The following is a 13,792-nucleotide window of genomic DNA, read 5'->3' as shown; positions in this document are numbered from 1 at the left end:
CGGTCCGGGAGACCCGAAGAGGTGAAGGCGGACAGAGCGGGCCCTTCACCCTCCCGAGGGTCCCCTCACTCCGTGACCTCGACCACGCACCGGTTGGTCGCCACCCCGGCCGCCGTCACCACCTGGACCTCGACCCAGCCGGGTTCCACGTCGGCCGGGACGGGGACCTTGAGGACGGTGTCGGTGGGGTTGCTGAAGCCGCCGCTGACGGGGACCAGGGGGACGTGGACGTTGACGGCGCCGATGCGGACGACCATGCGGGAGAGGCGGTCGGCGGTCTGGGCGCCGGGCGGGACGAAGCCGGTGCCGCGGATCTCGATGTCGTCGCCGGTGCGGATGGGGGCGTCCAGGTCGCCGGCCTCCCGGGCCCGGACGACGGAGAGGATCACCGGGCGGCCGCCGTCGGCGTACTTGCCGGCGAGATAGGTCGCGGCGGAGATCAGGACCACCGTCGCGAGGCCCCAGGGCAGGTCGGGGAGCTGGTCGGGGCGGCGGGCGAGCCGTACCGCGGCGAAGACGAGGGCGACGGCGCTGATGACGACGTACTGGATGTCGGCGAAGGTGCCGCGGCCGGCGTCGTCGGTGAGCAGGTCGGCGGCGCGGGGGCGGTGGGCGCGCACCTTCTGCAGGCGCTGGCCGAGGATGCGCAGGCCGACCACCCGGCGGACCAGGACGGCGATGCCGCTGACCACGGCGAGGACGGTCACCACCCCGGCGCCGCGGGCGAGGTCGAGGCCGGAGATGAGGGCGTCGCGTTCGGCGGGAGAGGAGGCGGCGGCCAGCCGGCCGGCCAGGACGAGGACGGCGTAGGCGACGAGGAGAACCCAGGAGGCGGCGACGGTGCGGGAGGTGGACATGCGGTTGTCCTCGCCGATGACGGGAGCGAGTACCCCGCCGCGCGAGCGGTGGAACCAGGAGGCGGCGGTGAGCGTGAGGGCCATGATCAGGGCGGCGAGCAGGCCGGCGGTGCGGGCGCTGGTCCAGCCGGTGCCGATCGCGGTGAGGGCCTGGGTGAGAAGCATGATCACGACGGCTGCCCACACGGTGCACACGGTGCGCAGCCAGAGGCGGGCGAGCCAGGCATCGCCCTCGGCGCGGCCGCGTTCGGCGACGACCTCGGCGGACTGGGTCAGTTCCTCGGAGACCCACTGGCGGGAGGCGGAGACGGAGTGGGCCACCGCCGCGGGCAGCCCCTGCCCGGCCGCGAACTCGTCCCGTTTGAGGAGGAATTCGGCGACCGCCCGCCGGTGTCCCTCGCGTGCCCCGTGCGGGCAGTCCCCGCACGCGCAGCCGCCGCCGTGGACACCCGAACCGGCGCCCTGCCTCGCCTCCTGCACCGCCACGCCCGACGCCTGCCTTCCCCACGCCCGGGGCACGACGCGCGGGGCCCTCCCCGGGGCCGGACGGCGTCATGCAACTCCCTTGTGTCGACAGCGAATTGTGCCCTACGCCACGCCCTTCGCGTTCAGTGGGTTGGTCACGACGGGTGAAGGTACGGCCGACATGTTGACCCGGCTGCGAGAATTTCCCCATGGCCGAGATCATCCAGCGGGACGGGACCTGGGCCTTCGACGGCAGCACGGTCCGGATCACGCCGGGACGCCACCGTTCCGTTCCGCTGTTCCGGCAGACCTACGGGGAGATCGCCGTACCGCTGGAGGCGGTGGCGGGGGTGGTGTACGAGCCGGAGCGCAGGCGGGGGCGGCTCCGGATGCGGCTGCGCGAGGGGGCGGACCCGTTGCTGCAGGCGACGGGCGGGCGGTTACCGGAGGCGGCGGATCCGTATCGGCTGACGGTGGACGGGGACCGGTCCGGGGTGGCCGAGTACGTCGCGGAGGAGATCCGGCACGCGCTGCTGCTGGACCAGATCCCCGCGGAGCCGACGAAGGCGTATCTGCTGCCGGGGCCGCCGGTGCCGGTGTCGGTACGGTCCTCGGACGGCACGGTGTCCTTCGACGGTACGCGGGTGCGGATCGACTGGGCGGACACCTCGGACCGGGTGAAGCGGGCGACCGGGCCGCGGATCATCGGCGTCGGCGAGCTGGTGCAGGTGGAGTGGCTGCCCAACTCCGGCTACGAGGACGGTTTCCTGCGGTTCGTGACCCGGGAGACGGTGTTCTCGAAGCTGCCGGCCGAGCGCGACCCCTACGCCCTCGACCTGTGGGGCAGCGTCCGCCGCGACCTGCTGACGGCGCTGGTCGCGGCGGCGGTCACGGCCCGGCTGCCGCATCCGTCGTCCCGGGCGGACACGGAGTACGCCGACCGGGAGCGGCCGCCGGCGTCCGTGCCGCGCCAGTCGGCCGACCACCACGACGTGCTGCTGCGCAGGCTGCGGGAGCTGGGCGAGCTGCACCGGGACGGGGTGCTCACGGACGAGGAGTTCACGATGACGAAGGCCGCCGTGCTGCGCAGCTTCTGAAGCGTCCGGAGCATCCGGGGCTTCCGGAGCCTTTCGAAGGGCTAGCTCAGCAGGTCCGGTTCGCTGCGGCTGATGTCCTGCCACAGGGGCTGGTAGTTGATCCAGGCCACCAGGTCGCCGCCGAGCTGCTCCCGGGTGGCGACGGCCAGTTTGTGGTCGATCAGCAGCGGGCGGCCGGCGGCCCTGGCGGTGAGCTGGACCTGCGCGGACTTCTCCATCGACAGGAACCACCAGGCGGCCGCGTCCACCGAGTCGCCGACGGTCAGCAGCCCGTGGTTGCGCAGCACCAGCGCCTTGCGGGAGCCGAGGGCGTTCGCGATGCGACGGCCCTCCTCGGCGTCGACGGCGACGCCGGTGTAGGCGTCGTAGAGGGCGTGGTCCTCGTAGAAGGCGCAGCTCTCCTGGCTGATCGGGTCGAGCAGGTCGCCGAGGGCGGAGAGGGCGCGGCCGTGCACGGAGTGGCAGTGGGCGACGGCGACGACGTCCGGGCGGGCCGCGTGCACCTGGGCGTGCACGGTGAAGGCGGCCTGGTTGACGTGGTAGCGGCCCTCGATCACCTGGCCGTCCTGGTTGGCCAGGACGAGGTCGCTGACGGTGACGTGCTTGAAGGGCATGCCGAAGGGGTTGACCCAGAAGCAGTTCGAGTACTCGGGGTCGCGGGCGGTGATGTGGCCGGACACCCCGTCCTCGAGTCCGGACCGGCCGAAGATCCGCAGCGCGCCCGCGAGCCGCTCCTTGCGATGCCGGCGCTCGTCGTCGAGCGAGTCGTACATCGGCGGCATCGCGAACTGGAGCTGATCGGTGGGCAGCGGCAGGGGCGGAGTCGGCCCGTGCATAGGTCCTCCAGCACTGGGTGTGTGTTACGGGCGGAAGTTACCGCCGGTCAGTGCAGGAAAACAGAGCTGTTCTGTAAAGATGACGCACGCGAGCAAAACACGACAGGAGATGTCGGGTATCGGCACCAGACTGGCTTGTATGACACGCACAACCCGTACGACCGGAACAGCCGCCGCCGGCTGGGCGGCCTTCGCCGCCGCCGCGCCCGACCTCGCGAAAACCGTCGAGGAGCGCTTCGCCGCCCACCGCCACCATGTCCTGGCCACCCTCCGCAAGGACGGCTCCCCCCGCACCTCCGGCCTGGAGGTGCGCATCGTGCACGGCGAGCTCTGGCTCGGCATGATGCCGGACTCGCTGAAGGCGCGGGACCTGCTGCGCGACGCGCGGTTCGCGCTCCAGGCGAATCCCGGGGACGGCACCGGGATGGGCGGCAGCGGGGACGTACGGATCGCCGGACGGGCGCACGAGGTGACGGACCCGGCGGTGCACGGGGCGTACCGGGAAGAGGTGGAGGCACCCGAGGGGCCGTTCCACCTCTTCCGGACCGAGCTGACGGAGGTTGTGAGGACCTACGTCGAGGACGACACGTACCTGGTCGTCGAGGCCTGGCGGCCGGGTGGGCCGGTGCGCACGGTCAAGCGCACCTGAGGCCCGAGAACCCCGGGAAGGGGGCCTACTCCCACTCGATGGTGCCCGGCGGCTTGGAGGTGACGTCGAGGACGACGCGGTTGACGTCACGGACCTCGTTGGTGATCCGGGTGGAGATCTTCGCGAGGACCTCGTACGGCAGGCGGGACCAGTCGGCCGTCATGGCGTCCTCGGAGGAGACCGGGCGCAGCACGATCGGGTGGCCGTAGGTGCGGCCGTCGCCCTGGACGCCGACGGAGCGGACGTCCGCGAGCAGGACCACCGGGCACTGCCAGATGGAGCGGTCGAGGCCGGCCGCGGTCAGCTCCTCGCGGGCGATGGCGTCGGCGTCGCGGAGCAGGTCGAGGCGTTCCTTGGTGACCTCGCCGACGATGCGGATGCCGAGGCCGGGGCCGGGGAACGGCTGGCGCTGGACGATCTCCTCCGGCAGGCCGAGTTCCTGGCCGACCATCCGGACCTCGTCCTTGAAGAGCTTGCGGAGCGGCTCGATCAGCTGGAACTCGAGGTCCTCGGGCAGCCCGCCCACGTTGTGGTGGGACTTGATGTTCGCGGTGCCGGTGCCGCCGCCGGACTCGACGACGTCCGGGTAGAGCGTGCCCTGGACCAGGAACTCCACAGCCGGGCCCGCGTCGGCGATGATCTCGGCCTGGGCCTGCTCGAAGACGCGGATGAACTCGCGGCCGATGATCTTCCGCTTCTGCTCGGGGTCCGAGACACCGGCCAGCGCGTCGAGGAAGCGGGCCTCCGCGTCGACGACGACCAGCTTGACGCCGGTCGCGGCCACGAAGTCCTTCTCGACCTGCTCGGTCTCGCCCTTGCGCATCAGACCGTGGTCGACGTAGACGCAGGTCAGCTGGTCACCGATGGCCCGTGCGACGAGGGCCGCCGCCACCGCGGAGTCGACGCCGCCGGACAGGCCGCAGATGGCGCGCCTGTCGCCGACCTGCTCGCGGATCGCGGCGACCTGCTCGTCGATGACGTTGCCCGTGGTCCAGGTCGGCTTGAGGCCCGCACCCCGGTACAGGAAGTGCTCCAGGACCTGCTGGCCGTGCGTGGAGTGCATGACCTCGGGGTGGTACTGGACGCCGTAGAGCTTCTTCTCGTCGTTCTCGAAGGCGGCGACCGGGACGACGTCCGTGGACGCGCTGACGGTGAAGCCCTCGGGGGCGGCGGAGCAGGCGTCGCCGTGCGACATCCACACGTGCTGCTCGGCGGGGGTGCCCTCGAAGAGGGTGGAGGACGACTTGGAGACGTGCAGGTCGGTACGGCCGTACTCGCGGGCGCCGGTGTTGTCGACGGTGCCGCCGAGGACCTGCGCCATCAGCTGGAAGCCGTAGCACATGCCGAAGACGGGGACACCGGCCTCGAAGAGCTCGCGGTCCAGGCGGGGGGCGCCCTCCTCGTACACGGACGAGGGGCCGCCGGAGAGGATGATCGCCGCCGGGTTCTTGGCGAGCATCTCGGCGACCGGCATGGTGCTGGGCACGATCTCGCTGTAGACCCGGGCCTCGCGGACGCGACGGGCGATGAGCTGGGCGTACTGCGCGCCGAAGTCGACGACCAGGACGGTGTCGGGAGCGGCGGCAGCGGGAGTCGCTGATGACACGGGGTGCCTTCCGGCGGTCTGGGCGGGGGTCTGTGCCTCCGATTCTAACGGGGCGGGCGCGGGGCACCTCCGTGACGGGGTGTGGCATACTCGCCCCCATGCTCACGCAGACGACGTTCCTGTTTACCTATGGCGACCGGCCCACCGGCTGCCATGGTCGTGCTGCTTGAGCTACTGACAAGCGACTTCCCCAGGCGCCCCGGGCCGACAAGGTCCGGGGCGCCTGGTGTTTCTCCGGATCCTGCCGCTCCGGGGCACCTCCCTTCAGCTGAGGAGCCCCGATATGACCGCCCTCGATGTGACCGGTGCCCGTACCGCCGAGGCCGCCGATGTGATCTCCGGTGCGCGGGAGCGCATCGACGCGCTCGACGACCGGATCATCGGTCTGATCCAGGAACGGATGGCCGTCTCCGCCGTCGTCCAGGAGGCCCGGATCGCCTCCGGCGGCCGGCGCGTGAACCTCTCCCGGGAGATGGAGATCCTCGGCCACTACAGCGAGGCCCTCGGCAAGCCCGGCACCGCCCTCGCCATGACGCTCCTGGAGCTGTGCCGGGGTCGCATCTGAGTCGGGCGGACCTGAGTTCGGTGCGGCTCTCACCCGTACGGCGCGTGACCGGCACGCGAACCGCTTCGTTGGTGGGGTGTCCGTGCCAGCCAGGGGCGGGCCCGAAGAACCACGCGTGGCTCGCTGGGGCGATGAGGCGTACGGAACGTGCCGTGCGTCGTGGGACCTCGCTCCAGTCAAGTGACCGGACGGCAGGGGACAGCAGCCCGGTCACCCAAGAGACGGCCGGCTCCGGGGACGCCCGGGGCCGACCGGCGGAAAATTGCAAAAATGCACAAGGGCTGGGTCAAACGGTTGCGGAGGCCGCGGACATCCAGCACGATGCGTAGAAGGCCCGTAAAGCCTTCAGAGCTCCCAAGTCCCAGTTCAGGCAACGGTATTGCCGTGTACCGACCGTCCGCCAAAGGTCGAGACCAGCTGTACGCCCCGAGCGCGCCGGGGCGCCGACCCGGGGCACGGACGGCGGTACAGGGCACAGAGACCAGCGGCGCAACCCCCCGGCGCCGCTTCCAGGCACCGGCGCTGCCCTGACGTCGGTGCTGACGGAAGAAGGGCCCCGCGGCTCCGTCCCGCGGGGCCCTTCGCCTTTTCCGGCGCGGAGTTACGTACGGCTCACCGTGCCGCAGCCCTGCGGCCCCTTGCGGAGTTCGCGGCTGCGGTCGTACGGGTCGATCGCGGGGCCGGTCGGGGAGGCGCTGCCCGTCGCGGCCTCGGACGCGGCGTCGGACGGGAACTGGGGGTGGAAGTAGCCGTCGTTGATGTCGCAGGCCGAGTTGCCGGCGTCCTCGTCGTAGCTCACGAGGGTCAGCCTGCCGGGGGTGACCTGGTAGTGGGCGGGGTCGGGGAGTTCGGTGTCGATGACCCGGCGCACGATGGTGCGGGCGACCTCGGTGGAGCCGTCGTTGCGGACGAGCGGGTAGACGAAGGTGTAGTCCGCGTGCACGGCCACGCCCTCGAACTTGCCCTTCGCGAAGGTGATCCGGCCGCGGAGCTTGATGACCTTGCCCGCCAGCTTCACGTCCTCGGGGTCGAACCGGCTGAAGAGGGACAGCGGATCGTGGGCCTTGCTCGGCTTGTGCAGCCCGGTGTTGAGCTCGTCGAGCAGGCCGGGCTGCTTCGGGTCGAGCACCGCGAGCGCGGCGTCCGGGTGGGCGCCGACCACGACCTCGGGGTTCAGATTGGCCTCGACCAGCAGCTTCTTGGTCTGCTGGAGGGCCAGCTCCACCCGGTCCTTCGGGATGGCGCCGAGCGCGGTGGCCTTGGGCAGCACGATGCCGGCCGCGCCGTCGGCCCAGCGCAGCGCCGGGGAGCCGGCGAACGGGTGCGCCAGGGTGGGAATGTCGGCGGCGACCGCGGAGGGCGGTGCGGTCGGGGCGGCGGTCTCGTCGGGCAGCGGCGAGGCGGCGGTGTCCGTCCCGGAGGACGAACCGAACGGGTCGCCGGGGATCAGGGAGGGCCGCATCGCCACGACCGCCACGGCGATCGCCAGCGGCAGCCCGACGACCGCCCACACCTTGCGGCGCCGGGCCACCCGCCCCTCCTGCTCACGCAGGGAGGGCCCGGCCCGCCACCCCGCGGGCTCCCCCTGCTGCCGCTTGAGCCGTTCGGTCACCTCACGGGCCCGGGCGGAGGGCTCCTTGGGGGCGGACTTGCGGATGTCGCGCTCGCTGTCGCGGAGAAACTGCTCCCATACCTCGTCGGATATGGAGGACGGGTCGTCCCCCGACGACTGCTCGGACCCTCTGTCAGACATGACACTCTCTCGTTCGGCCGTTCGACGCGCCGAGAATAGCCATGACCATGCCTACTCAGGCAATCCACATAAGCGCCACAGCACCCTCGGATTCGAGTGACCCACGTCACATGGGAATTCTGTGAATGCGGAGGCAACCATTCACCGGATTCGCCGGTCACATCAGCGGAACCAGCGGTTACATCCATTCACCGCGCCTTGAGTCACGGGGGTCCTGATGAAGCTTCGTCGCGCCATGGCCGCGGCAGCCGCCACGGCTGTCATCGCGCCACTCGCCCTGCTGTCCGCGCCGGCCGCGTTCGCGGAGGACACGGCGTCGCCGTCCACGTCCGAGAGCGCGCAGAGCGAGATCCCGAGCGACACGGCCTCGGCCTCCCCGTCGGACTCCGCGTCGGCCTCCGAGTCCGCCTCGCCCAGCGACAGCGGTTCGGCGTCCGCGTCGGCCTCCGTCTCCCCCAGCGACAGCGCGAGCGCGTCCGCCTCCGCGTCCACCTCGGCGGAGCCGTCCGATTCGGCCGAGCCCAGCGAGGACCCGTCCGACCCGGACGTGCCGTACTGCGAGGACCTCGACGAGGACTTCGGCAACGCCCGGGTGTCCGCCGACATCAAGGGCCTGCCCGGCAAGATCGTCGCGGGCGACGGCTTCCACCGGTTCGAGCTGGTCGTGACGAACGACTCGAAGACCACCGTCGACGGTGTCGCCTTCTACGCCGAGATCGAGAACTACGAACTCGACGAGTCGAAGTACCTCAGCCCGTACGTCGACCTGGAGTTCAAGAACCCCGACACCGGCTCCTGGGACCGGATCGGCAGCGACGACTGGGCCGGCGACTACTTCTTCTACATGGAGAAGCTGAAGGCCGGCGCGAGCAAGTCCGTCGACCTGCGGGTCTCCATCGACGCCAAGGCACCCGCCGGGGACGCCTACTCCTTCGGCTCCGGCGCCTACCTCGACAAGGTCGACGGCCAGGACTGCATCGCCGAGGGCTGGGCCCAGTACGACTTCACGGTCCTCAAGGCCGGTTCGTCCAACCCCGACCCGGGCGAGGCCACGCCGAGCGACGACGGCGGCAAGGACTCCGTGAAGAAGCCGCAGGGCGACGTCTCCGACCTGCCGACCGGCAACCTCGCCGACACCGGCTCCAGCTCGGCGCTCCCGGTCATCGGGCTCGTCGGCGGGGCCGCGGTCGTGGCGGGCGCCGGCGCGGTGTTCGTCGTACGCCGCCGGAAGGCGGGCGCGGACTCCTAGACAAGGTCGCGCGACCGCCGGGACACGGCGGTCGCGCACCGGATGAAGAGGGACCTGGGCTCGGAGGGGGGCTCAGGTCCCTCTTCGATGTGCGGCTACTTCTTGGGAGGTACGGCCGGGATGCCCAGGAACGGCAGCCGCAGCGCGCCGAAGGCGTCCGCCGGGACCGCCGGGCTGTGCGGCTCGACCGGCTCGATCCGCGCGTACGCCTCGCCCTGCCGCGGCCGCGGGTCCGCCTCGCCCTTGTTCGGCCAGTACGACATCGCGCGCTCGGCCTGTGCCGTGATGGTGAGGGACGGGTTCACGCCGAGGTTCGCGGAGACGGCGGCGCCGTCGACCACCGAGATGCCCGGGTGGCCGTAGACCCGGTGGTACGGGTCGATGACCCCCGTCTCGCGGGAGTCGCCGATCGGGCAGCCGCCGAGGAAGTGGGCGGTGAGCGGGGTGCCCATCAGCTCGCCGACGTTGCTGCCGGCGAAGCCGTTGATCTCGGCGGCGAGCACGGTGGCGGCCTCCGAGGCGGCCTTGATCTGCTTGGGGTTGGGGGCGCCGTGCCCCTGCCGGGCGGTGAGCAGGCCCTTGCCCACGCCGTCCGGTTTCAGGTACGTCGTCAGGGAGTTGTCCAGCGACTGCATCACCAGGCCGATGATGGTCCGCTCCGACCAGCGCCGGTTGGAGAGCGAGCGGAGGACCAGGAGGGGGTGGCGGGCGGCGTTCGCCAGCCAGCCGAGGACCCGGGAGGAGCCCTCCGTGTACGGCACCTGGAGGATCGACAGGCCGCCCATCGCGTTGGAGCCCTTGCCGTAGCGGACCGGCTCGATGTGCGTGTTCGCGTCCGGGTGGATGGACGAGGTGATCGCGACGCCCCGGGTGAAGTCGGCCTTCGGGGTGCCGTGGGCCTTGCGGTAGCGCCGGTCGTCGGTCTGGGCGCCTACCAGGGCCTCGGAGTTGGTACGGGTGAGGTCGCCGAGCCGGTCGGAGAGGTACGGCAGCTGGCCGCCCGCCTTCATCCGGTGCAGCAGGGTCTGGGTGCCGTAGGTGCCGGCGGCGACGACGACGCGGCGGGCCGTGAAGATCCGGCCCTCCGCCTTCTTCTTGTCGTCCGTGGGGAGGGTCGCGATCGCGTAGCCGCCCCGGGAGTCGTCGGTGACGGAGACGACGGTGGTCATGGGGTGCACCTCGGCGCCCGCCTTCTCGGCGAGGTGGAGGTAGTTCTCGTTGAGGGTGTTCTTCGCGCCGTGCCGGCAGCCGGTCATGCACTCGCCGCACTCGGTGCAGGCGTTGCGGGCGGGGCCCGCGCCGCCGAAGTAGGGGTCCTCCACCGGGTCCCCGGGCGCCGCCTTCGACCCGCCGTCGGCGTCCTTGCCGTCGCCGAAGAAGACGCCGACCGGGGCGAGGTGGAAGGTGTCGCCGACGCCGAGCTTCTCCGCCGCCGCCTTCAGGTGGACGTCGGAGGGGGTCATGGTCGGGTTGAGCCGGACGCCGAGCATGCGCTGTGCCTGGTCGTAGTACGGCTTCAGCTCCTCCTGCCAGTCCGTGATGTCACGCCACTGGGGATCGTCGAAGAAGGGCTTCGGCGGGATGTAGAGGGTGTTGGCGTAGTTGAGCGAGCCGCCGCCGACGCCCGCGCCGGCCAGGACCATGACGTTGCCGAGGAGGTGGATGCGCTGGATGCCGTAGCAGCCGAGCTGCGGGGCCCAGAGGTAGTTCTTGATGTCCCAGGAGTTCTTGGGGAGGGATGCGCGGGTGAAGCGGCGGCCGGCTTCCAGGACGCCGACGCGGTAGCCCTTCTCCGTGAGGCGGAGGGCGGTCACCGAGCCACCGAAGCCGGAGCCGACGACTATGACGTCGTAATCGTAGGTGTCCTGGGGCACGGGGGGCTCCTCGTTGAGTTTCGCGTGCGGGTGAGTCGTGGTTGCTCGCGCAGTTCCCCGCGCCCCTAGAAGCAGGTCGGCTAGCGCAGCCTCAGTGCCTTCATCACCTTCAGGCTCGTGCTCATGAAGGCGGCGTACTTCTCGTCGTCCATGCCCAGGGAGGGGGCCATGGGCAGGAGGCGCTGCTGGGCGACGGTCTGGGCCTCGGTGTACTTGAGGATGCCCTCCGAGCCGTGGCGGCGGCCGAGGCCGGAGTCCTTCATGCCGCCCATCGGGGACTGGACGCTGCCGTAGGCGGGGGCGTAGCCCTCGTTGACGTTCACGGTGCCGGTGCGCAGGCGGGCGGCGACCTCCCGCCCCTTGGCGCCGTTCTTCGTCCAGACCGACGAGTTGAGGCCGTACGGCGTGCCGTTGGCGTGCTCGACGGCCTCGTCCTCGGTCTTGAAGCGGTAGATCGAGACGACCGGGCCGAAGGTCTCCTCGGTGCAGACGGACATCGCGTCCTCGACGCCGTCGAGGATGGTCGGCTCGTAGAAGTAGGGGCCGATGTCGGGGCGGGCGGTGCCGCCGGCGACGACGGTGGCGCCCTTCTCGACGGCCTCGTCGACGTGGCGGGTGACCGTCTCCAGCTGCCGTTCGCCGACCAGGGAGCCCATGTCGGCGCCGTAGGCGAGGGAGCGGCCCAGGCGCATGGCCTTGGTGCGGGCGGCGAAGCGCTCGACGAAGGCGCCGGCGATGGACTCGTGGACGTAGAGCCGCTCGATGGAGATGCAGAGCTGGCCGGCGGAGGAGAAGCAGGCGCGGACCGCGCCGGCCGCCGCCTTCTCGATGTCGGCGTCCGCCAGGACCAGCATGGCGTTCTTGCCGCCGAGTTCGAGGGAGACGCCGACCAGGCGGGCGGCGGCGCCCTGGGCGACCTCGCGCCCCGTGCGGGTGGAGCCGGTGAAGGAGACGTAGTCGGCGTGCCGGACCACCTCGGGGCCGACCACCGGGCCGTCGCCGATGACGACCTGGAAGACCTCGGCGGGGAGCCCGGCCTCGATGAGGAGGTCGCGGGCCCACAGGGCGGTCAGGCAGGTCTCGGTGTCCGGCTTCATGACGACCGCGTTGCCCGCGACGAAGGCGGGGAGCGCGTCGCCGACGGAGAGTTCGAGGGGGTAGTTCCAGGGGGCGATCTGGCCGACGACACCGCGCGGGTGGCGCAGTTCGGTGACCTTGGTGAGGGTGGGCATGGCGCCCGCGTGCCGCTTGGGGCGGAGGTAGGCGGGGGCCTTGCGGCCGTAGTGGCGGGCGGCGACGGCGACGGCCTGCACCTCTTCGTGGGCGTGCAGGCGGGCCTTGCCGGTCTCCAGCTGGATGAGGTCGAGGACCTCGGCCTGGCGGGCCAGGATCAGGTCGTGGAAGCGGAGCAGGACGGCGGCGCGCTGCCGTACCGGCACCTTCGCCCACACGGCCTGGGCGGCGCGGGCCGCGTCGAAGGCCTTGGCCACGTCCTCGGGGGTGGACTCGGGCAGGTCGGCCAGCTTCTCGCCGGTGAACGGCGTGTGGTTGGCCGTCCGGCCGGAGCCGGCGACGCCCTTGGTGAGCTGGGCGACCAGCTCGGGCGTGACCACGTCGGCGGCGGTTCGGGCCCCTGCGGGTGCGGGGGCAAGGGGGTTCGTGCCGGTCGTGTCCGTACCGGTCTTCTCCGTGGCCTGCGAGTCCGTCATGAGCCGCAGGGTATTCGGGAGCGGAGCCTTTGGGTACCCGTGGGTAACCCGGTTTCACCGAGTGCACACACGGCGCCAGTGATCACTGGCAGGGAATGCGCTGATCAGGGGGTTGGACGGGGACGATCAGCGCCGGTCAGCCGCGTTCCGGTTTTTTGGCGAGAAGCAGGCCGAGGGCGGCGAAGGGGGTGAGGCGGCGGGGTTCGGGGTCCGGTGCGGCCGGGGTGCGGACCGAGTCCGGAGCCGAGTCCGAGGCCGGGGCCGGGACCGGGACCGCGGGGGGTTCGGTCACCCACGCCGGCAGGCTCACCCCGGCGGCCTCGGCGAGGGCCTCGGCGGCTTCCGGGGCCGTCGGCCGGGCCTCCGGTTCGGGGGCGAGGAGTTCTTCGAGGAGCGGGCCGAGCGGGCCCTCCGCGCCGTCGGCCGCGGCCCGGAGCAACGCGCCCAGCGACCACAGGTCGGAGGCGGGACCGGCCCCGTGCCCCGCACCGCACTCGGGCGCCGCGAAGTCACCGTCGCCCTGCCCCTGCGGCCCGGCCCCGATACCGAAGTCGGTGACGACGACCCGCTCGCCGTCGGCCGCCAGGAGGACGTTGGAGGGCTTGAGGTCACGGTGCACGATGCCGACGCCGTGCGCGGCGTGCAGCGCGCCGAGGACGGCGAGCCCGATGCGGGCGGCCTCGGGGGCGGGCAGCGGCCCACGGGCGGCGAGGGCCGCGTCCAGCGCCTCCCCCTCCACCAACTCCATGACGACCCAGGGAAGTTCGTCCTCGACGCAGACGTCGTGAATGGCGACGGCGGCCGGGTGGTCGACGCGGGCGGCGGCGCGGGCCTCGTGCAGCAGGCGGTGTGCGGCGCGCCGGCGTTCCTCGTCGTCCGGCTCGCCGGCCAGGCGCGGCTCCTTGACGGCGACCTGCCGCCCGTCCTGTTCGTCGCGGGCGCGCCACACGGTCCCGGTCGGCCCGGAGCCGATGCGCTCCGTGAGCCGGTAGCGCCCGCCGATCAGACGTCCCTCGACCGGCTGTTCGCCGTCTTCACTCATGCCCCATGAGTACCTTGCACACCACAGACTTGTCGAAGCGGCGCGGTCAGCGGTGTGCGGAGCGCGCGCCCCTCCCGGCGGAAGGGGCGC

11 protein-coding genes are annotated in these 13,792 nt (G+C 71.9%); 4 read left to right on the top strand and 7 right to left on the bottom strand.

The features are described from left to right. Positions 1 to 65: 65 nt before the first annotated feature. Positions 66 to 1,343: a hypothetical protein gene (locus ACIPSJ_RS10695; protein ID WP_359215225.1), complete on the bottom strand. Its 1,278-nt coding sequence runs from the start codon at positions 1,341 to 1,343 to the stop codon at positions 66 to 68. Between the two features lie 188 nt (positions 1,344 to 1,531). Between ACIPSJ_RS10695 and ACIPSJ_RS10690 the strand changes: the two genes are divergently transcribed. Then, positions 1,532 to 2,419, top strand: coding sequence for a DUF4429 domain-containing protein (locus tag ACIPSJ_RS10690; RefSeq protein ID WP_401345063.1), 888 nt, complete (start codon positions 1,532 to 1,534; stop codon positions 2,417 to 2,419). Positions 2,420 to 2,460: 41 nt separating this feature from the next. Here ACIPSJ_RS10690 and ACIPSJ_RS10685 read toward each other — a convergent pair whose 3' ends face one another. Further along, the gene (locus ACIPSJ_RS10685; protein ID WP_355711211.1) at positions 2,461 to 3,255 is read right to left on the bottom strand and encodes a class II aldolase/adducin family protein; all 795 of its coding nucleotides are present in this window, start codon (positions 3,253 to 3,255) and stop codon (positions 2,461 to 2,463) included. 139 nt (positions 3,256 to 3,394) lie between these two features. Between ACIPSJ_RS10685 and ACIPSJ_RS10680 the strand changes: the two genes are divergently transcribed. Beyond that, on the top strand, positions 3,395 to 3,904 hold the full coding sequence (locus tag ACIPSJ_RS10680) for a pyridoxamine 5'-phosphate oxidase family protein (protein WP_359215218.1): 510 nt from the start codon (positions 3,395 to 3,397) through the stop codon (positions 3,902 to 3,904). A gap of 25 nt (positions 3,905 to 3,929) precedes the next feature. On the opposite strand, the gene guaA is transcribed toward ACIPSJ_RS10680, so the two are convergent. Continuing rightward, positions 3,930 to 5,510, bottom strand: a complete 1,581-nt coding sequence (gene guaA / locus ACIPSJ_RS10675) for a glutamine-hydrolyzing GMP synthase (protein ID WP_359215215.1) — start codon at positions 5,508 to 5,510, stop codon at positions 3,930 to 3,932. A 283-nt stretch (positions 5,511 to 5,793) separates the two neighbouring features. Here guaA and ACIPSJ_RS10670 point away from each other — a divergent pair, with 283 nt between their 5' ends. After that, on the top strand, positions 5,794 to 6,075 hold the full coding sequence (locus ACIPSJ_RS10670) for a chorismate mutase (protein ID WP_355711214.1): 282 nt from the start codon (positions 5,794 to 5,796) through the stop codon (positions 6,073 to 6,075). A 601-nt stretch (positions 6,076 to 6,676) separates the two neighbouring features. Here ACIPSJ_RS10670 and ACIPSJ_RS10665 read toward each other — a convergent pair. Next, on the bottom strand, positions 6,677 to 7,828 hold the full coding sequence (locus tag ACIPSJ_RS10665; protein WP_401345060.1) for a hypothetical protein: 1,152 nt from the start codon (positions 7,826 to 7,828) through the stop codon (positions 6,677 to 6,679). A gap of 217 nt (positions 7,829 to 8,045) precedes the next feature. Here ACIPSJ_RS10665 and ACIPSJ_RS10660 point away from each other — a divergent pair, with 217 nt between their 5' ends. Further along, positions 8,046 to 9,077, top strand: a complete 1,032-nt coding sequence (locus tag ACIPSJ_RS10660) for an LAETG motif-containing sortase-dependent surface protein (protein WP_401345059.1) — start codon at positions 8,046 to 8,048, stop codon at positions 9,075 to 9,077. Positions 9,078 to 9,172: 95 nt separating this feature from the next. On the opposite strand, the gene ACIPSJ_RS10655 is transcribed toward ACIPSJ_RS10660, so the two are convergent. From ACIPSJ_RS10655 to ACIPSJ_RS10645, 3 genes are all read right to left on the bottom strand, one after another. Further along, positions 9,173 to 10,951 (bottom strand): GMC family oxidoreductase N-terminal domain-containing protein, encoded by a 1,779-nt coding sequence (locus ACIPSJ_RS10655; protein ID WP_401345057.1) that lies wholly within the window; start codon positions 10,949 to 10,951, stop codon positions 9,173 to 9,175. Positions 10,952 to 11,031: 80 nt separating this feature from the next. After that, positions 11,032 to 12,660: a succinic semialdehyde dehydrogenase gene (locus ACIPSJ_RS10650; RefSeq protein WP_401345056.1), complete on the bottom strand. Its 1,629-nt coding sequence runs from the start codon at positions 12,658 to 12,660 to the stop codon at positions 11,032 to 11,034. Between the two features lie 136 nt (positions 12,661 to 12,796). Then, on the bottom strand, positions 12,797 to 13,702 hold the full coding sequence (locus tag ACIPSJ_RS10645) for a serine/threonine-protein kinase (protein ID WP_401345054.1): 906 nt from the start codon (positions 13,700 to 13,702) through the stop codon (positions 12,797 to 12,799). Positions 13,703 to 13,792 lie beyond the last annotated feature (90 nt).

The sequence above is a fragment of the Streptomyces sp. NPDC090088 genome (assembly GCF_044747345.1).
In the GTDB taxonomy this organism is placed as follows: Bacteria; Actinomycetota; Actinomycetes; order Streptomycetales; family Streptomycetaceae; genus Streptomyces.
The sequence above is the reverse complement of the archived record's forward strand: the minus strand, read 5'-3'. Positions and strand labels throughout refer to the sequence as shown.